The sequence below is a fragment of the Cupriavidus sp. GW821-FHT02F09 genome (assembly GCF_059421605.1).
This window is the reverse complement of sequence record NZ_JBWKVH010000052.1, coordinates 1-25415: the sequence shown is the minus strand read 5'-3', so window position 1 is coordinate 25415 and position 25415 is coordinate 1. Positions and strand designations below refer to the sequence as shown.

Here is a 25415-nt window from a genome sequence, read left to right as displayed (position 1 = left end):
CGTGCCTTGTGCGTGTCCTACATACAGGCAACTGTCTCGCCGGACCGGTTTTTGACAACCGGCTGACTATGACAGCGGGCGATTATAACGGAAAACGGGCTAGCGATGGCGTTTGCGGCAACGCAGGCCTGGAACCGCTAGAACCGTTCCATCTTGCAGGTCGTGGGCAACATGGTCTGCGCCGACTTTAGCTTCCTCACCGTGCGAAAGCCATATCCCGACCCCTCATTGTCAAAGCGCACATCGCCACCCTGCTTCTCCATCACCGACACGTAGAGCGGCTGCAGCACCTGGTGGTCGTCGGCGCGGATCGTCGCATCATGGAAGTTGTTGACGTAGCGCATGCCCTCCAGCGCACGCGCCACCTTGACGGCGTCGGTCGAACCCGCCTGCTCGATGGCCCGGGCGAGCATCTCCACCATCATCTGCATGCGCAGGTGAACGTAGTCGTCCTTGGGCTCAGGGTAACGGGCGCGGAACGCCTGGTAGAATGCGTCGGAAGCCGCGCCGCCCACGTTGGGGTGCCACTCCGCCACCGCAAGCACGCGCCCTACCCCGGCGTCTCCCATGGCCGCCGGCGCGCCCAGCCCGTTGCCGTAGAAGGTGTAGAACTTGGCATTCAGCCCGCCCTCGCGCGCGGCCTTGATCATCAGGGTAAGGTCGTTGCCCCAGTTGCCCGTGATCACCGCATCCGCGCCGCTGGCCTTGATCTTGGCGATATACGGGGCGAAGTCCTTGATCTTGCCGATCGGGTGGAACTCATCGCCCACGATGCGCAGCTCGGGCCGTTTGGCCGCCAGCATCTCCCGTGCCGAACGCGACACCTGATGCCCGAAACTGTAGTCCTGATCGATCAGGTAGACGCGCCGCACGCCGGCATCGGCACGGATGACTTCGGTCAGGGCCTGCATGCGCATGTCGGCGCTGGCATCGAAGCGGAAGTGCCAGAAGCTGCACCCCTCATTAGTCAGTGTGGGATCGACCGCCGAGTAATTCAGGAAGAGCACGCGGGCATCGGGCTGCCGGCTGTTATGGCGGTTGATCGCGCTGACCAGCGCGCCAGCCACCGCTGAGCTGTTGCCTTGCAGGACAAAGGGAATCCGCTTGTCCACCAGCCCGCGCAACTGGATCAGGCTCTCGTCGACATTGCCCTTGCTATCGAAGGTAACCAGCTCGAGGGGCCGCGCGCCTTCCGCGGTCTTGACGCCACCGCGCGCATTGACGCGGTCGATGGCGATCCGCAGGTTGCGCACCACCGCGTCGCCCGCGTTGGCAAAGGGGCCGGACAACCCTTCGATCATGCCGAGACGGATCGGCTCCTGCGCGCCGGCGCTCGCCGCCACCGCCAGCAAACAGCCCGCCAGCCATCGTTTAGCCCACATCGAGTGATCTCCCGCCAAAGCGCTGCATGGTAAGCCAGTGGCCCAGCCTAGGCAAATCGGATCGCATTCGCGGCAAAACGGGAATTTGGGCGAGGATGGCGGCGCCATGGCGGCGCTTACCCTCAAAAAGCCGGCACGTGCCACATGAGGCGCACACAACTTTTGCGCGCCGCTACACTCTTAGTCCATATCGTCACGAATTTTAATAAGAGGACTGCCATGAACGCCTCATCGTCGCGCCGTGCCGCCCAGTGGCTCGTGCTAGCAGCAGCGGCAGCCGTCCTGCCGGCCTGCTCGGTGCTGCAACCGGTCAAAGCCGGCCAGGACATGGTGGGCGCGCCAGAAGCCGCCGTACAAGCCCAGTTCGGCATGCCAACCGATACCTACCAGCTAGCCGACGGCACACAGCGCTGGATCTACTCCAAGCAACCCTTCGGGCAACAATCCTACGCAGCAGACTTCGACAGCAGCGGCCATCTGACCATGTTCCGGCAGATGCTGCAGACCAACGAGCTCTACAAGGCGAAAGTCGATGTGTGGACCAAGCTGGACGTGGAGCAACACTTTGGCAAGCCGCGCGAGCCCAAGCAGTACTACCCGCTGATGAAGCGCGAAGTGTGGTCCTACCGCTTCAAGCATGAAGACAACTGGCCATCGATGTTCAATTTCTATTTCGACGACGGCGGCGTGCTGCGCCAGACCCAGATCACGCCAGACCCGCTCGCGGATGGGCCCGGCCGACGCCGCTGAGAGCGGGAAAATGCAAAAAGCCCGCCATCATCCTCATGGGAATGCGGCGGGCCGATTCAAGCCCCGCGGCCGGGTAGGCCGCGGGCTTACCGGTCAGATCGGGATCAGATCTGCGGGTTGATCTTCTGCACGGCCTTGTCGTGCAGTTTATTCAGCGCGGCCAGGTAGGCCTTGGCCGAGGCGGCCACGATATCGGGATCGGTGCCCACGCCGTTGACGATGCGCCCGCCCTTGGACAACCGCACCGTGACTTCGCCCTGTGCCTGCGTGCCGGCAGTGATGGCATTGACCGAATACAGCACCAGCTCGGCGCCGCTGGCGACCTTGCCTTCGATGGCGTGGAGCGTGGCATCGACCGGGCCATTGCCCTCGCCTTCGCCCGTCACCTCATTGCCGTCCATATTGAACACCACGCGCGCATGCGGGCGCTCGCCGGTCTCGGAGTGCTGCGACAGCGAGATAAAGCGGAAGTGCTCGTTGACGTCGTGCGCCTCGTCGGAAACGATGGCCATGATGTCTTCGTCGAAGATCTCGGACTTCTGGTCGGCCAGTTCCTTGAAGCGGGTGAACGCGGCATTGACCTCACCCTCGCTCTCCAGCTCGATGCCGAGTTCCTGCAGGCGTTGCTTGAAGGCGTTGCGGCCCGAGAGCTTGCCCAGCACGATCTTGTTGGCGGTCCAGCCCACGTCTTCCGCGCGCATGATCTCGTAGGTATCGCGCGCCTTCAGCACGCCATCCTGGTGGATGCCCGAAGCATGTGCGAAGGCGTTGGCGCCCACCACGGCCTTGTTGGGCTGCACCACGAAGCCGGTGATCTGCGACACCAGCTTGGAAGCCGGCACGATCTGCGTGGTATCCACGCCGACGTCCATGTCGAAGTAGTCGCGGCGCGTCTTGACCGCCATCACGACTTCTTCCAGGCTGGTATTGCCGGCACGCTCACCGAGGCCGTTGATGGTGCACTCGACCTGGCGCGCACCGCCGAGCTTGACCGCCGCCAGCGAATTGGCCACGGCCATGCCGAGGTCGTTGTGGCAGTGCACGGACCAGATGGCCTTGTCGGAATTGGGGATGCGTTCGCGCACCGAGCGAATCAGGCCCGCGTAGCCTTCCGGCACGGCATAGCCCACCGTGTCCGGCAGGTTGATGGTGGTAGCGCCTTCCTTGATCACGCCTTCCAGCACGCGGCACAGGAAATCCATGTCCGAGCGGCTGCCATCTTCGGGCGAGAATTCGATATCGTCGGTGAACTGGCGGGCAAAGCGCACCGCCTGGATGGCTTGCTCGAAAACCTGGTCCGGCGTCATGCGCAGCTTCTTTTCCATATGCAGCGCCGAGGTGGCGATGAAGGTATGGATGCGGAAGGAGTTGGCCGGCTTGAGCGCCTCCGCGGCGCGGGCGATATCGCGATCGTTGGCGCGGGCCAGCGAGCAGATGGTCGAATCCTTGACGACCTGGGCGATGGAGCGGATCGCTTCGAAGTCGCCGTTGGAGCTGGCGGCAAAGCCCGCTTCGATCACGTCGACCTTCAGGCGCTCCAGCTGGCGCGCGATGCGGATCTTTTCCTCGCGGGTCATGGAGGCGCCGGGCGACTGTTCGCCGTCGCGCAAGGTGGTGTCGAAAATAATGAGTTTGTCGGACATGGTTGGGGCTCCTGGGCTGACTTTTGTATTTGGCGAATCGAGTGGATGCCTCGGCATTCGCCGTTCGTTTTGCTGTACTGCTGTGTTCGTGCTGAATGCAAAACGCCCCGGCGTGCAGTGATGCAGGCCGGGGCGTTTATAAATCCTGTGTGACTTTACGCGAGGGGCTTGGCTTCCCTCAGCGCGAACGCGTCCCGACCTGACGGCCTAGTAGGCCACCTAGAATGGTGCGGGCGAGTAGGGCTTGGCGCGAAATCATGTGAGCGACTATAGCCGAGAAGCCGGGTGTGTGCAATATGGATGCCTCAATCAGGCCAGCATCAGGCCGATAGCCGAAAAACGGGCCAGGGGGCGCCATGCCCCCTGGACGGCGGGCGTCAGGCCTTGGGCGGGATGCGCAGCTTCTGGCCGGGGTAGATCTTGTCCGGATTCGTCAACATCGGCTCGTTGGCCTCGAAAATCGCGGTGTACAGCGCGCCGTTGCCGTAGGCCGCCTGGGAGATCGCCCACAGGGTGTCGCCCTTGACCACGGTGTGCCAGGTCGATTCGGTGGAGTCGACATTGACCGACATCTTGTCGTCGACCTTGTCCACACCTTGCACATTGCCGCAGCACAGGATGATCTTCTCGCGGGTGGCCTGGTCCGGCGCCACGCCGAACACCGTCACCAGCCCCTGCGAGCCGTCCACCTGCACCATCAGCCCGGTGGCGTCGAGGTTCATCTGCTTGATGTAGCCTTCGATGGCATCGCCGGCGGCGCGGTTGGCCGCATCGGCATCGGCATCCGCCGCCGGCGCATCGGCCGGAGCCGCCGCGGGCGCGGCTTGCGCTGCGCTGCCGCCAAACAGTTTCTCTCCTGCTTCCTTGATGAAGTCGAGCATGCCCATGAGAACCTCCAGTGATAAGTGGACAACAAGGGGGACTACAGTACAACCGAGGCTACAGTGAACCACGGCAAACGCCGCGGCAATGCGACAGCCTGGAAAACAAATGTAAAAAAAGGCGCCGTAGCGCCTTTTTACCAACCTGCGATCAGGAACGATCGTTCCCGCCGTCCCGCACCTTGCGGATTTCGGCCGGCTTGCCGTGCAGCGCATGCCAGCCCCACAGCAGGTAGCCGGAGATGGCGTAGGCCACGAACAGGCCGAACAACGCCACCGGCGGATCCGTCGAGACCACCACGAACAAGACCAGCACCAGCACCATCATGCCGAAGGGCACGCGATAGCGCACGTCGAGCGCCTTGCCGCTATAGAACGGCGCATTGGAGACCATCGACAGCCCGGCGTACAGCGTGATTCCGAACGCCACCCACGGCATCCACAGGTCCTTGACCGGCAGCTTGTTGTCGATCACCAGCCAGACAAAGCCTGCCACCAGCGCCGCCGCCGCCGGGCTGGGCAACCCCTGGAAGAAGCGCTTGTCGACCACGCCGATGTTGGCATTGAAGCGCGCCAGGCGCAGCGCGGCACAGGTGCAATAGACAAAGGCGGCAATCCAGCCCCACTTGCCCAGGTCGTGCAGGATCCACTCATACATCACCAGCGCCGGCGCCACACCGAACGAGGTCATGTCCGACAACGAATCGTATTGCTCGCCAAACGCGCTCTGCGTATTGGTGATGCGTGCGACGCGCCCATCCATGCCGTCCAGCACCATCGCGGCGAAGATGGCGATGGCCGCGCTGTCAAAGCGCATGTTCATGGCCTGCACGATGGCAAAGAAGCCGGCGAACAGCGCCGCGGTGGTGAACGCGTTGGGCAGCAGGTAAATGCCGCGACGGCGCGGGCGCACGTACTCGATGTCGTGATCGTCCCCGGCCTCGTCGTCGAAATTGTCGGACTCGTTGCCACGCAGCTGGTTGTGGCGGAAAGGACGCAAGTTGGTCACGTTGCTATTGGTAACGCGCTTATTGCGTCGGTTGAAAGCACCCATGCCTGTTCTCCAGTGGGTCTGATCTGTTCCGGCGTCGCCGGATTAATCCAGCTCAGCCAGGATGGTCGACGAGGCCGACACCTTCTCGCCAATGGTCACGCGCGGGCGCGCATCCACCGGCAGGTAGACGTCGACGCGCGAGCCAAAGCGGATGAAGCCATAGCGCTGGCCGCGCGACAGCGTCTCGCCGACGCGGGTATAGCAGAGGATGCGGCGGGCCACCAGGCCGGCCACCTGTACCAAGGTCACCACCTTGCCGTCTGCGGCACGGCGGATGACCACGGCGTTGCGTTCGTTCTCGAGCGAAGCCTTGTCGAGGTCGGCGTTGACGAACTTGCCGGGGAAATACTCGACCTTCTCGACCTTGCCGTCCACGGACACCCGGTTGGAGTGTACGTTGAACACGTTCATGAAGACGCTGATCTTCAGCGCCTCGCGGCCCGCGTACGGGTCCATGGTCTTCTCGACCACCACGATGCGGCCATCGGCGGGCGCCAGGACGGCGTTCGGCTGGGCGGGAATGGACCGCGGCGGATCACGGAAAAACTGCAGCACGAACAGTGTAATGATCCACAGCGGCAAGGCCCACCAGAAGCCGGCGCTGACCTGCACCAGCAGCGAGATGACAAAGGCGCCAGCCAGGAACGGCCAGCCTTCACGGGCAATCAGCGGATGAGGATAGTTCATGCAATGCTTACTTGGTGGATAAAGTCTGACAAGGATAACAAAAAGCCGTTCAGTCCCCGCCTGAATAACCCCTCGAGAGGGGGAAATGTGCGGATGACTGAACGGCTGCGGCCCGCGCCGTCAGTAGCGGCGGGCCGTCGGGCTGTAGTACAGCTTAGTTCTTCGACTGGTCGACCAGCTTGTTCTTTGCGATCCAGGGCATCATCGCGCGCAGCTTGGCACCCACTTCTTCGATCTGGTGCTCAGCGGTCAGGCGGCGGCGCGAGATCAGGGTCGGGGCGCCGGCCTTGTTCTCGAGCAGGAAGCTCTTGGCGTACTCGCCGGTCTGGATGTCGGTCAGGCATTGCTTCATGGCCTTCTTGGTCTCCTCGGTCACGACGCGCGGGCCGGTGACGTATTCGCCGTATTCGGCGTTGTTGGAGATCGAGTAGTTCATGTTGGCGATGCCGCCTTCATAGATCAGGTCGACGATCAGCTTGAGTTCGTGCAGGCATTCGAAGTAAGCCATTTCCGGCGCGTAGCCAGCTTCCACCAGCGTTTCGAAGCCAGCCTTGATCAGCTCGACGGTACCGCCGCACAGCACGGCTTGCTCGCCGAACAGGTCGGTTTCGGTTTCTTCGCGGAAGTTGGTTTCGATGATGCCGGCGCGGCCGCCGCCGTTGGCGGTAGCGTACGACAGGGCGATGTCACGGGCGGCGCCGGACTTGTCCTGGTGCACGGCGATCAGGTGGGGCACGCCGCCGCCTTGGGCGTAGGTCGAGCGCACGGTGTGGCCCGGCGCCTTCGGGGCGATCATGATGACGTCGAGGTCGGCGCGCGGGATCACGGCACCGTAGTGCACGTTGAAGCCGTGGGCGAAGGCCAGTGCGGCGCCTTGCTTGATGTTGTCGTGCACTTCGTTCTTGTACACGTCGGCGATCTGCTCGTCCGGCAGCAGGATCATGACCACGTCGGCGTCCTTGACGGCGTCAGCCACTTCCTTGACCTGCAGGCCGGCATTGACTGCCTTGTTCCACGATGCGCCGCTCTTGCGCAGGCCAACGGTGACCTTGACGCCGGAGTCGTTCAGGTTTTGCGCGTGGGCGTGGCCTTGCGAGCCGTAGCCGATGATGGTGACGTTCTTGCCCTTGATCAGGGAGAGGTCGGCGTCCTTGTCGTAAAACACTTTCATGATGGTTCCTTCAGTCTTTCGTTTTCGTGTGTCGGGTTGGCGGCCACCGCCCGGCTAATGCCGGCACCGGCGCCGCCCTTGGATACTGCAATCAGGCTCAGACCTTCAGGATGCGCTCGCCGCGGCCAATGCCCGAGCCGCCGGTACGGACGGTCTCGAGGATGGCGGCGCGGTCGATGGCGTCCAGGAAGGCATCCAGCTTGCCGCCGTTGCCGGTCAGCTCGATGGTGTAGGTCTTCTCGGTGACGTCGATGATGCGGCCGCGGAAGATGTCGGCGGTGCGCTTCATTTCCTCGCGCTCCTTGCCGACCGCGCGCACCTTGACCAGCATCAGCTCGCGCTCGATGTGCGCGCCCTCGGTCAGGTCCACCACCTTGACCACTTCCACCAGGCGGTTCAGGTGCTTGGTGATCTGCTCGATGATGTCGTCCGAACCGCTGGTGACGATCGTCATGCGCGACAGCGAGGCGTCTTCGGTGGGGGCCACCGTCAGCGTCTCGATGTTGTAGCCGCGCGCCGAGAACAGGCCCACCACGCGCGACAGCGCGCCCGGTTCATTTTCCAGCAGGACCGAAATGATATGTCGCATTACAGGTCCTCCGCGCCGAGCAGCATCTCGGAGATGCCCTTGCCGGCCTGGACCATCGGCCACACGTTTTCAGTCGGGTCGGTCTGGAAATCGAGGAACACGGTACGGTCTTTCAGGCGGAAGGCTTCGCGCAGGGCGGGCTCGACGTCAGCCGTCTTTTCGATGCGCATGCCGATATGGCCATAGGCCTCGGCCAGCTTGACGAAGTCGGGCAGCGCGTCCATGTAGGAATGCGAGTAGCGGTTGTCGTACTCGATTTCCTGCCACTGGCGCACCATGCCGAGGTAGCGGTTGTTGAGCGCGCAGATCTTCACCGGGGTGTCGTACTGCAGGCAGGTCGACAGTTCCTGGATGTTCATCTGGATCGAGCCTTCGCCGGTGATGGTCACCACTTCCTTCTCGGGGAAGGCTTTCTTGATGCCCATCGCGTACGGCAGGCCCACGCCCATCGTGCCCAGGCCACCGGAATTGATCCAGCGGCGCGGTTCGTTGAACTTGTAGAACTGCGCGGCCCACATCTGGTGCTGGCCCACGTCCGAGCAGACGAAGGCATCGCCGTGCGTCAGTTCCCAGATCTTTTCCACCACGTACTGCGGCTTGATGATCTCGGAGTTGCGGTCGTACTTGAGGCAGTCCACCGAACGCCATTGCTCGATCTGTTCCCACCACTTGGCCAGGGCCTCGCGCTTGGGCTTGACGTCGCTGGCCTGCAGCTGGGAGATCAGCTCCTGCAGCACATCCTTGACGTGGCCCACGATGGGAATGTCGACCTTGACCCGCTTCGAGATGGAAGACGGATCGATGTCGATATGGATGATCTTGCGCGGCTGCGAGGTGAAGTGCGCCGGATTGCCGATCACGCGATCGTCGAAACGCGCCCCGATGGCGATCAGCACGTCGCAGTTCTGCATGGCCATGTTGGCTTCATACGTGCCGTGCATGCCGAGCATGCCGACGAACTGCTTGCTGGTGCCGGGGAACGAGCCGAGGCCCATCAGCGTGTTGGTGACCGGATGGCCGGTCAGCGCGGCAAGCTGGCGCAGCTCTTCGCTGGCATTGGCCAGCACCACACCGCCACCCGCATAGATGAACGGCCGTTCGGCGCCCTGCAACAGCGCGAGCGCCTTGCGGATCTGGCCCGAATGGCCCTTGTTCACCGGGTTGTACGAGCGCATGTCGATCGACTTGGGATACTCGTACTTGCAGGCATTGCGCGAGACGTCCTTGGGAATATCGACGACAACGGGGCCGGGACGGCCGGTTGCGGCAATATAGAACGCCTTCTTGATGGTCGCGGCGAGATCGCGGACGTCCTTGACCAGGAAGTTGTGCTTGACGATGGGGCGGGTGATGCCGACCGTGTCGCATTCCTGGAAAGCGTCCTGGCCGATAGCGTGCGTCGGCACGTTACCGGTGATGATCACCATCGGGATCGAGTCCAGGTAGGCCGTGGCAATGCCCGTCACCGCATTGGTGACGCCGGGACCAGAGGTCACCAGGGCGCAGCCCACCTTGCCGGTCGCACGCGCATAGCCGTCTGCGGCATGAACCGCGGCCTGCTCGTGGCGCACCAGGATGTGCTCGATCTTCTTTTGCTTGTAAAACTCGTCGTAGATATACAGCACTGCGCCGCCGGGGTAGCCCCAGACGTACTCGACGCCTTCTTCGGCAAGTGCGTGAACGAGAATCTCCGCCCCGATCATTTCGGGTGCGGCGGATGAATTGCTGTCTGCGTGGAATTCCGCGCTGGGCATGTTCATTTTAGTCCTTTGCAATTTTCGGCAAAAAATTGTTCGGATGCTCTCTGCCGGGCTTGTGGCACGGGTTCAAGCGGTGCGCGTCTGCATGATAGACCGCCTCATAAGCGGCCGAATGAGACAACCACTGATGTCGTGTGAACCCGCGACGATACTGGATTGATTCGGGCTTGTCTACGGGCTTTTTTGCGCGAGGGGGCATCCCGCCATCCTTCAGACTCCCCCGCCACGCGCTGAGCCTGAATGACCACAAAAGAGAACAAGGATGGTCACCGGGGGGGTTATTTGCTAGCATCCCACCATTTTGGACGTGCAAGAAGCCCTACCCTGCACTTCCACCGGCCAAGGCCCCACCGTCTGTACCCCGCCTGCATGGCAACCGATCAGGAACTATCCGACTTTCTCGCCAGCGTCGAGCGGCGCGCCTTCAAACAGGCCGTGTTTGCGGTGCGCGACGACGAAGCCGCCCTGGACATCGTCCAGGACGCGATGATCAAGCTCGCCGAAAAATACGGCGACAAGAGCGCCGCAGAGCTCGCACCGCTGTTCCAGCGCATACTGCAGAACACAATTCACGACTGGTTCCGCCGCCAGAAAGTACGCAATACCTGGGTCACCCTGTTTTCCAACCTGCGCGACGATCGCGAAGGCGAGGATAATGACCTGCTCGACACTTTCGAGGCCGAAATCGGCTCCGAATCTGCGGAAAGCAGCGCCGACAAGGTGGAACGCGCCCAGACCATGCACATCATCGAACAGGAGATCCAGCGCCTGCCGACACGTCAACGCGAAGCCTTCCTGATGCGTTACTGGGAGGATATGGACGTCGCGGAAACGGCTGCCGTCATGGGATGCTCCGAAGGCAGCGTCAAGACGCACTGTTCCCGTGCCACGCACACACTGGCGCAGGCATTGCGAGCGCGGGGGGTCCGACTATGAGCACCAGAAACGAAAAAGAAATCAACGAACGCCGCCTGGCACACGATATCCGCACGGCACTCGATGCCTCTGCGAATGCGTTGCCGGACAATGTGACCGATCGGCTTGCCGCCGCGCGGCGGATTGCGCTGTCTCGCAAGAAAGCGCATGCCGCCGTCGCCGTGCCGCAGCTGGCCTCGGCTGGGATGCCCACGCTCTCTTTCGACGAGGACGACTCGGCACTCCACCGCGCAGGTTCCTGGCTGCGCCGCCTTGGGCTGGTATGGACGCTGGTGGCGCTGGCCGCCGGGCTGGCGGGCATCTACCACTGGCAGCAGCAAAAGCGCGTCGATGAGCTGGCGGATGTGGACGCAGCGATGCTGCTCGACGACCTCCCACCGACGGCATACGCGGATCAGGGCTTCCACGTGTTCCTCAAGCGCGGTCAGTAGGCATGGCCGGCGCTGACATCATCCCCGACGCACCGCGCCGGCGGCTGGCGGCCTTGCTGCTGGCCGGCCTGGCCGCCGCCGTCACGATCTGGTCCCTGGTTCCGGCCACTTGCCAGGCTCAGGGCGGCCACCCCGGTGGTGCACCCGCGGCCAGCATCGCCAATGCGCACCCGAACTGGAACGAGCTCAATGCCGTCCAGCAGCGCGTGCTCGCGCCGCTGGCAGGCGAGTGGAACAATTTCCCCGAGCTCAACCGGCGCAAATGGCTGCAGATCGCGGAACGATACGAGAAATTCTCGCCCGCGGAACAGGCGCGGCTTCAGACCCGCATGACCGAATGGGTCAAGATGACGCCTCAGCAGCGTCGCCTGGCGCGCGAAAACTACCAGATCACGCGTTCGCTGCCCGCCCAGAAGAAGGCCGAGGCCTGGAACAAGTACCAGCAACTGCCGGAAGAGCAAAAAAAGAACCTGGCGGCTGCCGAGAAAGTGCCGCGCCGCCCCGGCGCGGTCAGCGCCCTGCCCTCCGGCAAGCGCCTGCCAGCCGAGACCACGCGGCAGCTGCACCTGGAAAAGAAGGCACCCGCCGGCGCCACATCGGCCGCCGCGCGCGCCCGCCCGCCCGCTGCCGGCACGCCGGCGGCGGAGTCCCAAGCTGCCCTGCCAGGCACCGCTGCCGGCGCACCGGTGCCGACCGTGGACACGCCGCGCGAAGCGGCCACCGAGGCCACGGCCAGCAGCACCAGCGCTACCGCCACGCCCGACGAGCCGGTGCGCCGCTGAACCGCTACGCGGTTGTGCGGCCGGCTCGCACCCGCGCCCTCCCACGCAAGCTACCCGCCCCACCCGCGCTTTGGCATAATGCCGCTTGCGCCGGCCCGGCCGTGCTCGCTTGCAGCCTCGCTGCCCGGCCCTCGCTGCCCGGCCTTGCCCTCCTCCGGCCTGACGGCCCTACCGCCCTATCGCCATACCCGCCATGCCCGCCGTGACCACGCCCAAACCCAACGCCAAGCCGGCCGCATCGGGCGCGCCGGCCAGTCCCTCGCGCCCGGCCGATGCACCGACGATCCGCCGCCGCATCGCCTGCATGCTGTACGAAGGCGTATTGCTGTTCGGCGTGCTAAGCGCCTCGACGGGGGTCTATCTGCTGGCGCGCCCGGCGCTGCAGCAGCTCGGGCTGGACGGCCCGTTCACGATGCAGTGCTGGAGCTTCCTGGTGCTGGGCTGCTACTTCGTCTGGTTCTGGCAGCGCAACGGACAGACGCTCGCCATGCAGACCTGGCGCATGCGGGTTGAGACGGCCGCGGGCGTGCCCCCGCGCTGGCCGCAGGCCGCGCTGCGCTACCTGCTGGCATGGCTCTGGCTGCCGCCTTCAGCGGCGCTCGGGCACGTGCTCGGCCTGGTCAAGGGCCCGTTCGTCGGCGTGCTGTGCGCTGGCCTGCTGGCTTGGGTCATGCTGGCCCTGCTCGACCCCAGGCGGCAGTTCCTGCATGACCGCCTGGCCCGCACCCGCCTGGCCGACCTGCGCCCGCCCAAGCCATGAACCTGTCGGCTGCCGCCTTGCGCCGCATCGCGGTGGCATTGCAGGCCGCCGTGGCACTAGGCTGCGCTGCCGAACTCAACGCCCTGCATGGGTGGCCCCTCGCCATCGGCCTGCTAGCCGGCATTGGCGTGGTGCTGGCGATCTTTGGGCTGTCTGTTGCCAGCGCCTTTGTCTTTACCCTGTTCGGCCTGGGCGAGCCCGAGGCGACGCGCCCCCCCATCCCACCCGCCCTGCAGGCCTTGCGGCCAGCCCGGTTGACGCCATGGCAGGCGCTGGGCTGCTACCTGCGCGAATACGCCGCCGTGTTCCGGATGTTCAACTGGCTGCAGCCCTTCTGCTCGCACCGCCGCTTGCGCCCGGCCAAAGCCCCGGGCTCGTGCCCGCCGCTGCTGCTGGTGCACGGCTATGGCTGCAACCACGCCGTCTGGCTCGACATGCAGCCCGCCCTGGCGGCGGCCGGCTACCACTGCGAGGCGATCGATCTGGACCCGGTGTTTGGCGACATCGACCAATACGCCCTCGAAGTGCGCGCCGCCATCGCGCGTATCGCCGCCACCACCGGCCAGCCGCCGCTGCTGCTCTGCCATAGCATGGGCGGCCTGGCCGCGCGCGCCGCGCTGGCGGGCCGCGGCAAGCCGCCTCCCTGCCGCGGCATCGTCACGCTGGGCACACCGCATCACGGCTGCGTGCTGGCCCGCTACGGCAGGGGCTTCAATTCCCGCCAGATGCGCTGCGCCAGCGCCTGGCTGCGCGCGCTGGCAGCGCGCGAAACGTCACGCCAGCGCGCTGCCCTGGTGTCGATCTTCAGTTGGCATGATTCGATTGCCGGGCCGCTGGGGACCTCCTGGATGGAGGGCGCGCATCATGTGGCGCTCAGCGGCGTCGGGCATGTCAGCCTGCTGCGACATCCGGTGGCCACGCAGGCTGTATTGCGGGCGCTGGCGCAGTTGTCAGCGGTGGCGCCAGCGGCCTGATGAGACGACGGCGGCAGCAACTGGAAGCCCCCGCCAGCCGCGCAAGCCACGCAAGCCACGCAATAGCCACGCAATAACCACCTCCCCCACGACAGTCATATGACGTTCATGTTTCCTTAACAGCTTCGTCACGCGCCACTGGCCCAATGCAGCCATCGTCGCTACCGAGGCCGCCATGGTTCAAGCTCTTCGTTCTGCCCGCGGACATCTGGCCAAGGCCACGCAACTGCTGCGCAGCCGCACCGCCGAGTCGCAATCCCTGCCGCGGCCCATGTCATTGCCTGCCGCGCTGGCCGCCTTCATGCCACCGGCCAGCGACTTGCAGCAACGGCCTCCCGGGCGTTGCGCCACCTCTCCGGCCAGCGTCCCGCCCCCTGAAGCCACCACCCAGCCCCCGCATCCGTCCCATCCCACCCGCCACTACCGCGCCATCTGGCTGTCCGACATCCACCTCGGCACGGCCGGCTGCCAGGCCGACTACCTGCTCGACTTCCTCAAGCACAATGAATCGGACCAGCTCTACCTGGTTGGCGACATCATCGATGGCTGGCAGTTGCGCCGCGGCTGGTACTGGCCGCAGAGCCACAACGATGTGGTGCAGAAGCTGCTGCGCAAGGCGCGCAAGGGCACCGAGGTAATCTACGTGCCGGGCAACCACGATGAGGTGGCGCGCCAGTTCGACGGCCTGGCCTTCGGCGATATCACGGTGCGCGAAGATGCCGTCCACGTCACCGCCGCGGGCAAGCGCCTGTGGGTGGTGCACGGCGACCTGTTCGACGGCGTGGTGCAGCACGCGCGCTGGCTGGCTTACCTGGGCGACTCGCTCTACACCCTGATCCTGGCCATCAACCGGCACTTCAACCGCATCCGCGCGCGCCTGGGCTTTCCCTACTGGTCGCTGTCGCAATACCTGAAGCACCAGGTCAAGAACGCGGTCAACTACATCAATTCGTTCGAGCAGGCGATGGTGGATGAGGCGCGCCGGCGCGGCTGCGATGGCGTGATCTGCGGCCATATCCACAAGGCGGAGATCCGCGAGGTCGACGGCCAGCTCTACTGCAACGACGGCGACTGGGTAGAGAGCCTCTCCGCCCTGGTGGAGACGCAGGACGGCGAATTGCAGATCGTCTACTGGACCACCCTGCTCGACGCGCCGGCCACGGCCGGGCGCCGCGCCGTCGCCACGGCCTGACGAGACTTGAGCGCGGCACCCGTCCCACACGCCGCCATCCGTACAACGGTATGGCCGTGGCCTCGCCGAGGCCGGCCACCCACGCGGCCTGGCCGCAAGGAGCAGCTATGAAGATCCTGATCGTCACCGATGCCTGGGAGCCGCAGGTCAACGGCGTGGTGCGCACGCTCAAGTCCACCCGCCGCGAGCTGATCGCGATGGGGCACACGGTGGAACTGATCACGCCGCAGGAATTCACCACCATTCCCTGCCCGACCTATCCGGAGATCGCGCTGTCCCTGTTCGCCGGCGCCAAGGTCCGCGAGCGCATCCGCGCCTTTGCGCCGGACGCGCTGCATATCGCCACGGAAGGCCCGCTCGGGCTGGCTGCGCGCCGCTATGCGATCCGCGAGCAGTTGCCATTCACCACCGCCTACCACACGCGCTTTCCGGAGTACGTGCAGGCGCGCTTCGGCATTCCGCTTGCCTGGACCTACCGCTTCCTGCGCTGGTTCCACGGCCCGGCGCGCGCCGTGATGGCGCCGACACCGGTGGTGCTGCAAGACCTGCATCGCTTTGGCATCACCCACGGCGTGCTGTGGACCCGCGGCGTCGACCTCGATGTCTTCACCACCCAGCAGGCTAACGTGCTCAACACAGCGCACCCGATCTTTCTCTACGTAGGGCGTGTCGCCGTGGAAAAAAACGTGGAGGCCTTCCTCGCGCTGGACCTGCCCGGCTCCAAGTGGGTGGTGGGCGACGGCCCGGCGCTGGCGTCGCTGCGCGCACGCTATCCGGCGGCCAACTACCTGGGCGTACTGACCCAGCCGGAGCTGGCCAAGGTGTATGCTTCGGCCGACGTCTTCGTATTCCCCAGCCGCACCGATACGTTCGGGCTGGTGCTGCTCGAAGCCCTGGCCAGCGGGCTGCCGGTGGCGGCCTATCCGGTAACCGGGCCAATCGATGTGCTCGGCCACAGCGACGCCGGGGTGATGCACGAAGATTTGCGTGAAGCTTGCCTGGAAGCGCTGCGCATCGACCGCGCCACCGCTCGCGCCCATGCCGAACGGTTCTCGTGGCGCGCCGCCTCCGAGCAGTTCCTGACTCACCTGCAGCCGCTGCCGGCCGTACGCGCGACCCCCAACGGCGCGAACGGCACCACTGCCCGCCCCTCCTCCGAACATGCCGACTCCGCATCGCCCACCGTCCGAACCGCACCGCCCGCCGGCGCCACAGACCGTCACGTCAGCCCCGGCACCGCCCCCGGACTCGCCGAACAGCGACTACACGATTGAGCAAAACCCCCACAAGGGCAACCGCGGCCTGGCGCGGGCCTGGCATGCCGGCATCAACTCGGTGTCCGGCCTGCGCTACGCGGTGCTGGAAGAAAGCGCGTTTCGCCAGGAGCTGACACTGGTGGTGATCCTCACGCCCTGCGCGTTGCTGCTGCCGGTCGGCATTGTCGAGCGCATCCTGCTGCTGGGCACCCTGCTGCTGGTGCTGATCGTGGAATTGCTCAACTCCAGCGTGGAAGCCGCGGTCGACCGGATCTCGCTGGAGCGGCACAGCCTGTCCAAGCGCGCCAAGGACTTCGGCAGCGCAGCGGTCATGCTGGCGCTGGTGCTATGCGGCGGCACCTGGCTGGCCATTGCCGGGCCGATCGTGATGGACTGGCTGCGCGCGCTGGCGGCCTGACAGGCTAGCGGCGCAAGCACGGCGCAGGCCCGGCACGGCGGCGCGCGGACGGGGCCAAAGGCGCTTGCGGCATTGCGGCAAACGGCGATTGCTTATAATCGCCTTCAACTTACCGAATTGCCGCTCGCCCGGTCGCCTATGGAACCCAAACAGCAAGCCGGTCCCCGCCGCACCCGGGACCGCATCCTGGACGTCTCGCTCCGCCTGTTCAACGAGGTGGGCGAGCCCAACGTCACCACCACCACCATTGCGGAAGCCATGGAGATCAGCCCCGGCAATCTCTACTATCATTTCCGCAACAAGGACGACATCATCAGCTCCATCTTCGTGCTGTTCGAGCAGGAGATGGAGCGCCGCTTGAAGTTGCCCGACGATCACAAGGCCACGCTGGACGAAAGCTGGGGCTACCTGCAGTACATGGCGGAGTTCCTGTGGAACTACCGCTTCCTGTACCGCGACATCAACGACCTGCTGGCGCGCAACCGCATGCTTGAGACCAATTTCAAGCGCATCGTCGAGCAGAAGAAGCGCTTTGCGATGGAGATCTGCCGGCAGTTCCAGGAAGACGGCGAGATGGAGGCCACGCCCGAGCAGGTCGAGGCCATCTGCACCAATATCGTGGTGATCGCCACCTACTGGCTGTCGTTCCAGTTCGTGCAGCATCCGCGCCAGTACAACGACCCCGAGCTGATCCGCGGCTACCTGCACGGCGCCAGCTACCATATCTTCTCGATCCTGGCCCCTTACCTGCGCGGCAAGGCCCGCCAGGCGTTCGACAAGCAAGCCCAGGAATACGCCGCCGCCAAGGCGGCGCAAACAGAAAAGGAAAAAAAGTGAAGTCCGTTTGCATCTATTGCGGCTCCAGCCCCGGCAATCGCCCCGAGTACGCCGCCGCGGCGCGTGCCATGGGCAAGACCCTGGCCGAGCGCGGCCTTGCGCTGGTGTACGGCGGGGGCAAGGTCGGGCTGATGGGCACCGTGGCCGACGCCGTGCTGGCCAACGGCGGCACCGCCATCGGCATCATTCCCGATGCGCTGATGCAAAAGGAAGTCGGCCATCGCGGCCTGACCGAGCTGCACGTGGTGCGCAACATGCACGAGCGCAAGCAGATGATGGCCGATCGCGCCGATGCATTCATCGCCATGCCGGGCGGCGTCGGCACCTTCGAGGAACTGTTCGAGACCTTCACCTGGCTGCAGCTGGGCTATCACGCCAAGCCGGTGGGACTGCTCAATGTGGAAGGCTTCTACGACAGCATGCTGGGCTTCATGCAGCACGCCGTGGACGAAGGCTTCCTGAAGCAGGTCCACAACGACCTGCTGCATGTGGCGCCTACGCCCGAAGGCATCCTCGACAAGCTCGCCAACGCGCCGCGCTTGCTGGTGGACAAGTGGCAGGAGAAGCGCGAGCAGACCTGATGGTGCTCCACGCGCCCCGAGGCCCGAGGCCCGGATGCCGAGGGCCAGCCACATCGGCTTGCGCCCCAGCCCCGCCACCACACCGCCACCACCCCGCGATAGCGGCTGCGCTACGCGGGGCCCGCTCAGAACGACGAGCCGGGTTCCCGCAGGAAGGCGCTCTCCTGCACCGTATCCCTGCGCCCCAGCATGGCGTTGCGATGCGGGAAGCGCCCGAAACGCTCGATCACCGCGCGGTGCTTGAGCGCCCAGTCCACCACGTCCACCTTGCCCTGGCTTTGGTCGCGCAGCGCCGTCATCAACTGCACGGCCGTGTCCTGGTCGGCAAGCGCTTCGGAATGCTCGAACGGCATGTAGCAGAACATGCGGTGGAATGCCGTGGGCAGCAGACGATCAGCGCCGCTCGCCACCATCTGCCGGGCTGTTGCCAGCGCCTGCGCATCGGAGGCGAAGCTGCGCGGGTCGTCGCGAAAGACGTTGCGCGGCACCTGGTCGAGCAGCACGATGCGTGCGCAAGCGGATTCGGGGCTTTGCGCCCAGCCCGCATTCGCGCCCGCGTGCGTGGCTTCCCACAGTGGCAGGAAGGCAGCATGGACCGTGGCGTCGAAGTCAGCGGACTTGGTGAACCATACCGAGCGTGTTGTGTTCCATGCCGGCGAGCCAGGCGCGCCGAACCAGAAATCGAGCACGCGCCGGGCGTCGGCAGGCAGGTCCGTGGCGGGGTTGGGATGCGTGTCAGCCATGGTGTCGGGATCCGTGGCAGGTCGGGTGGCCTTGGCCATCAACGCGGCACATTGCGCATCCAGTCGGCGGTGCCGAAAAAGGCCTGCATCAGGCGCAGCTGCAGGTCTTCGGGCAGGCCGACGTCCTGCATGGCCAGCGCCATGCAGCGCATCCACTGGTCGCGCTCGCTGGTGCCGATCTCGAACGGCATGTGGCGCGCGCGCAGGCGCGGGTGGCCAAAGCGCTCGATGAAGTGGTTGGGGCCGCCCAGCCAGCCGCACAGGAACCAGAACAGCTTGTCGCGCGAGCCGTCGAGCGAGGCGGGATGCAGCGCGCGCAGCCCCTTGAACTCGTCCTCCAGATCCATCAGGTCGTAAAAACGGTCGACCAGTTCGCGCACGCGCGCCTCGCCGCCGATCAGCTCATAGGCGGTGACTTCGGGGGCGGCATCGGATGCCGTGGATGCCGCATTTTCAGGCTTGGAATCGGTACTCATAAACACTCAGGGATGGTTCGGGCTTCAGTGGTTCAGGCTTCAGGTATCACGCATCACGCAGCGTAGCCAGCGCGGGCTGCCGCAGCACCTCGCGCAAACCCAGCCAGCCGCCCGCGAAAGCGCACAGCATGCCAGAAAGCACACCGGCCGGCACGATCCAGCCATTGAAGCGGTAGGGGAAATCGAACACGAACTGAGACAAGCCCCAGCCCACCGCGATCGCGCCCAGGCTGGCCAGCAGGCCCGCCAGCCCGCCCACCACCAGGAATTCCGCGTACTGGGTCTGCCGCACCAGCGCGGCGGATGCGCCCAGCGCCTTGAGCAGCCCGGCATCGCGCTTGCGCTCGTCGCGCGCGCCGGACAGCGCCGCATAGAGCACGGTGACGCCGGCTGCGAGCGTGAACACGAACAGGAACTCGACGGCGGCTATGACCTGGTCGAGCACGTCCTGGATCTGGCGCAGGATCATGTCGGTGTTGACCACCGTGATGTTCGGGAAGGCCGCCACCATGCGGTTGCCCAGCGCGGCTTGCGCGGGCGGCAGGTGGAAGGCGGTGATATAGGTCTGTGGCAAGCCTTGCATGGCAGAGGGCGGCAGGATGACGAAGAAATTGACCCGCATCGAGCCCCAGTCCAGCTTGCGCAGCGAGGTGACCGGCGCCTCCACCGACTGCCCCGCCACATCGAAGCGCAAGGTGTCCCCGAGCCGGATCCCCAGCGTCTTGGCGATGCCCTCCTCCACCGAGGCCCCGGCCCCGCCCTTCCCGGCGCCCAACCAGTTGCCCGCCACCACGCGGTTGCCGGCCGGCAGCGCGTCGGTATAGGACAGGTTGAACTCGCGCTCGACCAGGTTGCGGGCGCGGCCATCGGCAAAGCGCTCGGCGCGTACCTGCTGGCCGGCGATATGCGTCAGGCGGCCGCGCACCATCGGGTACAGCAGGTCGGCGATGCCGGCGTGCTGCAGCATGCCGGTCAGCGGCGCGCGCTGGTCCGGCTGGATATTGATGACGAAGCGGTTGGGCGCGTCCGCCGGCGTGGCGTTGCGCCAGGAGGCGATCAGGTCGTTGCGGGTCATGCCGAGCAGCAGCAGCGCCATCAGGCCCACCGCCAGCGCCACCGTCTGCAGCACCGTCACGCCGCGGCGGCGCTCCAGCACCGCCAGCGCAAAGCGCCAGCCCACGCTGCCGCGCGCCAGGCGCCGGCCGCGCATCAGCCGCGACAGCAGGCTCAGCAGGCCCAGGGCCAGCAGCGCGAACACGACGCCGGCGGCGACAAAGCCGCCCGCGGTGGTCAGCCCCAGCTTGAGATCACGCGCGGCCACCAGCAGCAGCGCCACGAAGGCGCCCAGGCCGAGCCCGTAGGCGATCCAGGTCGAGACCGGCGGCGCGCCGACGTCACGCCGCAGCACGCGCAGCGGCGGCACCCGGGTCAGCGCCAGCAGCGGCGGCAAGGCAAAGCCCGCCAGCAGGACGACACCCGCCAGCACACCAACCACGGCCGGCAGGACGGAAGGCTGCGGCAGCGTCACAGTCAGCAGGTTACCCAGCGAGAGCAGCAGGCCATAGTGCGCCAGGTAGCCGAGCGCCACGCCGGCCACGGCGCCGCCCACGCCCAGCAGCAGGAACTCCAGCCCGAAAGCCAGCAGGATCTCGCGGCGCGACAGGCCCATGCACTTGTAGACCGCGCAGGCATCGGTGTGGCGCTGCATATAGCGGCGCGCCGACATGGCGATGGCCACCGCGGCAATCATCGACGACAGCACCGCCACCAGCGACAGGAAACGCTCGGCGCGGTCCAGCGTGGCGCGCATCTGCGGCTGGCCGGATTCCAGCGACTCGACCCGGGTGTTGCGCAGCGCGCGCTTGTCGATCTCGGCCTCGGCCCACTTCTGGTAGGCCTGTGCGGCGGCATCGGGGCCGGCCACCAGCAGGCGGTAGGAGACCCGGCTGCCCCAGCCCACCAGCCCCGTGGCGGCCAGGTCAGACAGCGGCAACATCACGCGCGGCGCGAAATTCATGAAACCAGCGCCGCGATCCAGTTCCTGCGTGAGGATGCGGTCGATGCGAAAGGCGCGGCTGCCCAGCTGGATGGTGTCGCCCATGGCAACGCCGAGCGAGTCCAGCAAGGCCTCGTCCACCCAGACGGTGCCCTCGGCGGGAATGCCGGTGGCGGCGGCTTCCGGCGCCCCGGGCCCGGCCGCCACCTTGAGCTGCCCGCGCAGCGGATAGCCGGGGGCGACCGCCTTGAGCGCAGCCAGTTGCGAAGGGGCATCGGCCTGAGCCCCGCTAGCCGCCCCTTGCCCTTGCGTCGTGGCGGCCTTGCCCGGCACGCGCGCGCTCGCCATGCTCGGAAAGGTGACCGTCTGCGTGGTAGCCAGGCCCGCTTGCGCGGCGTGGCTGGCGAAGACGGCATCGAACGGCTGGTCGGACACGATCAGCACATCGGAGGCGATCATCTGGCGCGCGTCGCGCTCTAGCCCCAGGCGCATGCGGTCGGCCAGAAAGCCCACGCTGCTGAGCGCCGCCACGGCCAGCACCAGCGCGAACAGCAACAGGCTCAGCTCGCCGGCGCGCCAATCGCGCCGCGCCATGCGCAACGCCTGGCGCCAGGGCGAGAAGCGCGTCGGGCGGGCGCCGCACGATGCCGCGACGGTAGTGGTTGCCGCGCTGGCTGCGGCTGCGGTGGCGGCTGCGGGAACGTGCTGGGAGGCGGGTTCTGAAGACATTGATCTCTTATCTCTAATCTCTAATCTCTTGTCCGTGCACATGCATGGTGGCGGCCAGCCGGGCCAGCCGCAGGCCAGGATTGGCGCGACGACAGGACACCAGCGGGAGGATCCCGGCGCGCATCCGCCGGACCAGGGCCAGATTATGGCCGGATTGGGCAAAGCGAGGGTCGAACCCGCCACTCAGCGCCGGGGCTGACGCCCCGCCGGCGAGGCCGCCGGAGCACGCTTGGCCAACGCGTCGCGCAAATGGCGCAAGCCGCGCCACAGCTTGGGCAGCAGCCACGCCGCCACCAGCAGCAGCACGGCCAGCACCACCAGGAACACCACGGGCAGGAAAAAAGCCAGCAGCAGCCCGCTGCTGGCGGCAACGTCCTCGCTCAGTGAGGCAGCCCAATTCGAAAACGGTTCCGGCGAGACGTTGATCAGGGCGCGGGTGCCGGCCTTGGCGGCATGGGCGGTGCCGGCCAGCGTGCCCCCGACCAGCCCGGCGGCGACCATCCATTGCGGATCGAGCTGCCCGAAGGCGGCGGCGGCCAGGATCGCCCCGGCGGGAATGCGGATAAAGGTCTGGATGCTGTCCCAGAAGGAATCGAAGCCCGGCACCTTGTCGGCCACGAACTCGGCCAGGGCCAGCACCGCGGCCAGCGCGATCACCCACCACGATTCCAGCGCCTGCAGGCCGGGCGGCAGGTGCAGCCAGCCCAGGCGGCCCAGTGCGCCAGCCGTGAACACGGCGAGGTAAAGGCGGAATCCGCTGGTCCAGGACAAGCCCGCGGCCAACGCGGCCGTTTCTAGCATGGCGCTCCTTGCTGGGTCTGTCTGGCGGGCATGCAGCCCCGCCTATGCAACCAGTGTAATACGCGCGCGCTCAAACAGCCGGGTTCCCCCCTCCCCGGTGGACGGCGTCAGCCGCCTTCCTTGCCGTCGGGACCGTACCAGGGGAGTGCCTCCTGCGGCGTCAGGATGCCATCGGGCTCGGCCATGGCATAGCCGGGAAGCGCTTCGATGCGGCGCCGGAAGGCCGGGTCGGCCAAATGCGAAAGCAAGCCATGCGCCCAGGGCGTGATCTGGTCGTTCTTGCGCAGCGCCAGGTAGTAGGCCTCGCGGGTCAGCGGCACAAAGGCCAGCCCATGGGCCTCGGCATTCATGCGCAGGCCGAAGCCCACCTCGGCATGGCCGTCATGCACCGCTTGCGCCACCTTCTCGTTGCTGAACTCGGGGGTTTCGTAGCCAACGATCTGGTCCGGGAAGAGTCCCTCGGTGGCCAGCAACTGGTCGAACAGCATGCGCGTGCCAGAACTGCGCTGGCGGTTGACGAAGCGGGCGCGGGTACGGGCCAGGTCGCGCAGGTCGTGGATCTCGCCCGCGAGCTCGCGCGCGACGATCAGGCCCTGCTCGCGCCAGGCCAGCCGGATCAAGCGCACGGAGGCCGGACGCAGCCATTTGCGCAGCGTCACGTGGGCCACGGAGCCAGCCTTCTGGATCGGCGAGACGTAGAAACCAGCCAGCTCGGACTGCCGCTCCTGCAGGCAGATCAGGCCCTCCACGCTGCCGCAGAACACAGTATCGAGCTGCAGGCCGCCCGGCGCGTCGTGCAACGCCCCCGCCAGGACCTCCATGGCCGGATCATGGCTGCCGGAGAAGCGGATGCGGGTCTGCGGCTGCGCCGCGTCGTCCAGGTCCGCTAGGAAATCGACCATGGCCTTCTGCACGACCGGGTCGATCGAATCGCGCAAGCGCCCCTCCGCACGCAGCAAGCGCTCACCGAACAGCGTCAGTGACGCCCCCCGGCCGCGCTCCATGTCGAGCATGCTGCGCCCAAGCATCTCCTCCCAAGACCGCATCACGCCCCAGGCGTGCCGGTACGACAACCCGATCTCGCGCGCCGCGCGATGCAGGGAGCCCGTCTCGCGCACGGCCTTGAGCAGCTGGAACACCTTGCCGTTGGAGCGAGGATTGTCGTCCGCGGCGACAACCGGGAACAGGTCAAAGCGAAATGTCATATGAAACGCTTTTCATATTTACTTTAGAGATGTGGTTCACCGAGAATGCAAGACGCTGATTTCCACGTATTTTTCTGCATTCTCACCGATCTCATGAGTTTGTGGCAATTGTGTTTCTGAAAACATAAAACAAGGAGAATCCATGCGAGCGGTCAGCAAGCAAGGCCTTTTACGCCATATTTCGAACCGCGCCGCGTGCGCTATCGGACTGGTTTGCCTGGTTGGCGTGGCCGGCGCCACCACCGCCACCAGCGCCATCGCCGGCGAACTCAAGCTGGCCACGACCACCAGCACGGAGAACTCCGGCCTGCTGAAATTCCTGCTGCCCAGGTTCGAGCAAAAAAGCGGCGTCACCGTCAAAGTGATCGCCGTAGGCTCGGGCAAGGCGATGAAGATGGGCGAGATGGGCGACGTCGATGTGCTGCTGGTGCACGCCCGCAAGATGGAAGACGAATTCATGGCGGCGGGCTACGGCGTCAACCGCCGGGACGTCATGTACAACGATTTCATCGTGGTTGGCCCGGTCAGCGACCCGGCCAGGCTGAAAGGTGGCAAGGACGTGCTGGCCGGCTTCAGGAAAATCGCCGCCGGCGGCACCAAATTCATCTCGCGCGGGGACAACTCCGGGACCGACGTGATGGAGAAGGACTACTGGAAGCAGGCGGGGATCGAGCCCAAGGGGCAGCCGTGGTACGTGAATGCCGGGCTAGGGATGGGCGAGGTGCTGACCATGGCCGCGCAGATGCCGGGCTATACGTTGTCTGATCGGGCCACTTATGGCGCGTATCGCGCCAAGACCGGATTGGCGATCCTGCTGGAGGGCGATCCCAGGATGTTCAATCCGTATGGCGTGATGGCGGTGAATCCGGCCAAGCATCCTGGTACCAATTACGTGGATGCGATGAAGTTGGTGGAGTGGATGACTTCTAAGGATGGGCAGGACACCATTGCTGCTTACAAGGTGGAGGGGGAGCAGTTGTTTTTTCCTAGTTATAGGGGGAAGTGAAAGGGGGGTGCGCAAGGGCAGGCAGAACCGATGGCTCTTGCTGCCTTGGCTGGGTTTTCTTTGAGCGGCGTTGGTTTTTGGACCCAAGAGCCATACGACATCCCCCTGCGGGGGCTGCCGGTCACTCTTCTTTGCGTCGGCAAAGAAGACTAACGAGAAGAAAGCCGACCCTGCCGGGGGCAGAGCAATCAGGCTTATGTGGGGCTGTGGTTGCGTCGTACGGCCCAGAGTGTTGGCTGGCCGATCCTACCGGCTCGAAGTTCATCGCACTTGCATGACCCATGGGTTACGTCGTGCAGCCCCTGACCTCGTGTGCGGTGCCCGTTCCCACATCTGCCGTTCGCGGTGCGAAGTGCTGCGCCGTTTCGGGTGTGG

The 25415-nt window shown here is 65.6% G+C and carries 25 protein-coding genes; 12 read left to right on the top strand and 13 right to left on the bottom strand.

Annotated elements, in window-relative coordinates:
* Positions 1 to 137: 137 nt before the first annotated feature.
* Entirely contained in the window at positions 138 to 1382 is a 1245-nt protein-coding gene (locus AC07XB_RS34050) for a branched-chain amino acid ABC transporter substrate-binding protein (protein ID WP_492814548.1), read from the bottom strand.
* 219 nt (positions 1383 to 1601) lie between these two features.
* On the opposite strand from AC07XB_RS34050, the gene AC07XB_RS34045 reads away from it, so the two are divergent.
* The gene (locus AC07XB_RS34045) at positions 1602 to 2132 is read left to right on the top strand and encodes a hypothetical protein (protein WP_492829627.1); all 531 of its coding nucleotides are present in this window, start codon (positions 1602 to 1604) and stop codon (positions 2130 to 2132) included.
* Between the two features lie 104 nt (positions 2133 to 2236).
* Here the strand turns inward: AC07XB_RS34045 and AC07XB_RS34040 are convergent, their stop codons facing one another.
* From AC07XB_RS34040 to AC07XB_RS34010, 7 genes are all read right to left on the bottom strand, one after another.
* Positions 2237 to 3775, bottom strand: a complete 1539-nt coding sequence (locus AC07XB_RS34040) for a 2-isopropylmalate synthase (protein WP_150983739.1) — start codon at positions 3773 to 3775, stop codon at positions 2237 to 2239.
* A gap of 377 nt (positions 3776 to 4152) precedes the next feature.
* Positions 4153 to 4662: a peptidoglycan-binding protein LysM gene (gene lysM, locus AC07XB_RS34035; protein ID WP_492375508.1), complete on the bottom strand. Its 510-nt coding sequence runs from the start codon at positions 4660 to 4662 to the stop codon at positions 4153 to 4155.
* A 145-nt stretch (positions 4663 to 4807) separates the two neighbouring features.
* Positions 4808 to 5710: a CDP-diacylglycerol--serine O-phosphatidyltransferase gene (gene pssA, locus AC07XB_RS34030; protein ID WP_492375509.1), complete on the bottom strand. Its 903-nt coding sequence runs from the start codon at positions 5708 to 5710 to the stop codon at positions 4808 to 4810.
* Positions 5711 to 5752: 42 nt separating this feature from the next.
* A complete protein-coding gene (locus AC07XB_RS34025; RefSeq protein ID WP_416048001.1) occupies positions 5753 to 6397 on the bottom strand; it encodes a phosphatidylserine decarboxylase in 645 nt (214 codons plus the stop codon).
* A 154-nt stretch (positions 6398 to 6551) separates the two neighbouring features.
* Positions 6552 to 7568: a ketol-acid reductoisomerase gene (ilvC, locus tag AC07XB_RS34020; protein ID WP_043344720.1), complete on the bottom strand. Its 1017-nt coding sequence runs from the start codon at positions 7566 to 7568 to the stop codon at positions 6552 to 6554.
* Between the two features lie 97 nt (positions 7569 to 7665).
* A complete protein-coding gene (gene ilvN / locus AC07XB_RS34015) occupies positions 7666 to 8157 on the bottom strand; it encodes an acetolactate synthase small subunit (protein WP_006156850.1) in 492 nt (163 codons plus the stop codon).
* Positions 8157 to 9917: an acetolactate synthase 3 catalytic subunit gene (locus AC07XB_RS34010; RefSeq protein ID WP_150983735.1), complete on the bottom strand. Its 1761-nt coding sequence runs from the start codon at positions 9915 to 9917 to the stop codon at positions 8157 to 8159. Before AC07XB_RS34010 ends, ilvN begins: the two co-directional genes overlap by 1 nt.
* Before the next feature lie 369 nt (positions 9918 to 10286).
* Here AC07XB_RS34010 and AC07XB_RS34005 point away from each other — a divergent pair, with 369 nt between their 5' ends.
* From AC07XB_RS34005 to AC07XB_RS33960, 10 genes are all read left to right on the top strand, one after another.
* On the top strand, positions 10287 to 10853 hold the full coding sequence (locus AC07XB_RS34005) for an RNA polymerase sigma factor (protein WP_006156852.1): 567 nt from the start codon (positions 10287 to 10289) through the stop codon (positions 10851 to 10853).
* Positions 10850 to 11284, top strand: a complete 435-nt coding sequence (locus tag AC07XB_RS34000; RefSeq protein ID WP_441640624.1) for a DUF3619 family protein — start codon at positions 10850 to 10852, stop codon at positions 11282 to 11284. The genes AC07XB_RS34005 and AC07XB_RS34000 overlap by 4 nt, the downstream gene beginning before the upstream one ends.
* A 2-nt stretch (positions 11285 to 11286) precedes the next feature.
* Entirely contained in the window at positions 11287 to 12066 is a 780-nt protein-coding gene (locus tag AC07XB_RS33995; RefSeq protein WP_492375510.1) for a DUF3106 domain-containing protein, read from the top strand.
* 193 nt (positions 12067 to 12259) lie between these two features.
* Complete coding sequence (locus tag AC07XB_RS33990) at positions 12260 to 12826, top strand: RDD family protein (RefSeq protein ID WP_492829624.1); 567 nt, start codon at positions 12260 to 12262, stop codon at positions 12824 to 12826.
* The gene (locus tag AC07XB_RS33985) at positions 12823 to 13800 is read left to right on the top strand and encodes an esterase/lipase family protein (RefSeq protein ID WP_492387120.1); all 978 of its coding nucleotides are present in this window, start codon (positions 12823 to 12825) and stop codon (positions 13798 to 13800) included. Before AC07XB_RS33990 ends, AC07XB_RS33985 begins: the two co-directional genes overlap by 4 nt.
* Positions 13801 to 13975: 175 nt before the next feature.
* A complete protein-coding gene (locus AC07XB_RS33980) occupies positions 13976 to 14992 on the top strand; it encodes a metallophosphoesterase (protein WP_492387119.1) in 1017 nt (338 codons plus the stop codon).
* Between the two features lie 107 nt (positions 14993 to 15099).
* Positions 15100 to 16266, top strand: coding sequence for a glycosyltransferase family 4 protein (locus AC07XB_RS33975; RefSeq protein ID WP_492829622.1), 1167 nt, complete (start codon positions 15100 to 15102; stop codon positions 16264 to 16266).
* On the top strand, positions 16154 to 16666 hold the full coding sequence (locus tag AC07XB_RS33970) for a diacylglycerol kinase (RefSeq protein WP_183032806.1): 513 nt from the start codon (positions 16154 to 16156) through the stop codon (positions 16664 to 16666). The genes AC07XB_RS33975 and AC07XB_RS33970 overlap by 113 nt, the downstream gene beginning before the upstream one ends.
* Before the next feature lie 138 nt (positions 16667 to 16804).
* On the top strand, positions 16805 to 17503 hold the full coding sequence (locus AC07XB_RS33965; protein ID WP_492376647.1) for a TetR/AcrR family transcriptional regulator: 699 nt from the start codon (positions 16805 to 16807) through the stop codon (positions 17501 to 17503).
* Positions 17500 to 18084: an LOG family protein gene (locus AC07XB_RS33960; RefSeq protein ID WP_150983726.1), complete on the top strand. Its 585-nt coding sequence runs from the start codon at positions 17500 to 17502 to the stop codon at positions 18082 to 18084. Before AC07XB_RS33965 ends, AC07XB_RS33960 begins: the two co-directional genes overlap by 4 nt.
* 125 nt (positions 18085 to 18209) lie before the next feature.
* Here the strand turns inward: AC07XB_RS33960 and AC07XB_RS33955 are convergent, their stop codons facing one another.
* From AC07XB_RS33955 to AC07XB_RS33935, 5 genes are all read right to left on the bottom strand, one after another.
* Positions 18210 to 18827 carry a DUF924 family protein gene (locus tag AC07XB_RS33955; protein ID WP_492376646.1) on the bottom strand — a complete coding sequence of 206 codons (618 nt, stop codon included), beginning with the start codon at positions 18825 to 18827 and terminating at the stop codon, positions 18210 to 18212.
* Between the two features lie 38 nt (positions 18828 to 18865).
* Entirely contained in the window at positions 18866 to 19303 is a 438-nt protein-coding gene (locus AC07XB_RS33950; protein ID WP_255503167.1) for a group II truncated hemoglobin, read from the bottom strand.
* Positions 19304 to 19349: 46 nt separating this feature from the next.
* Entirely contained in the window at positions 19350 to 22028 is a 2679-nt protein-coding gene (locus AC07XB_RS33945) for an ABC transporter permease (protein WP_492829619.1), read from the bottom strand.
* A 183-nt stretch (positions 22029 to 22211) separates the two neighbouring features.
* A complete protein-coding gene (locus AC07XB_RS33940; protein WP_174426515.1) occupies positions 22212 to 22829 on the bottom strand; it encodes a DUF4126 domain-containing protein in 618 nt (205 codons plus the stop codon).
* 107 nt (positions 22830 to 22936) lie between these two features.
* Complete coding sequence (locus AC07XB_RS33935; protein ID WP_492814532.1) at positions 22937 to 24034, bottom strand: substrate-binding domain-containing protein; 1098 nt, start codon at positions 24032 to 24034, stop codon at positions 22937 to 22939.
* Positions 24035 to 24176: 142 nt separating this feature from the next.
* Between AC07XB_RS33935 and AC07XB_RS33930 the strand changes: the two genes are divergently transcribed.
* Positions 24177 to 25040, top strand: a complete 864-nt coding sequence (locus tag AC07XB_RS33930; RefSeq protein ID WP_492376642.1) for an ABC transporter substrate-binding protein — start codon at positions 24177 to 24179, stop codon at positions 25038 to 25040.
* Positions 25041 to 25415: the final 375 nt, after the last annotated feature.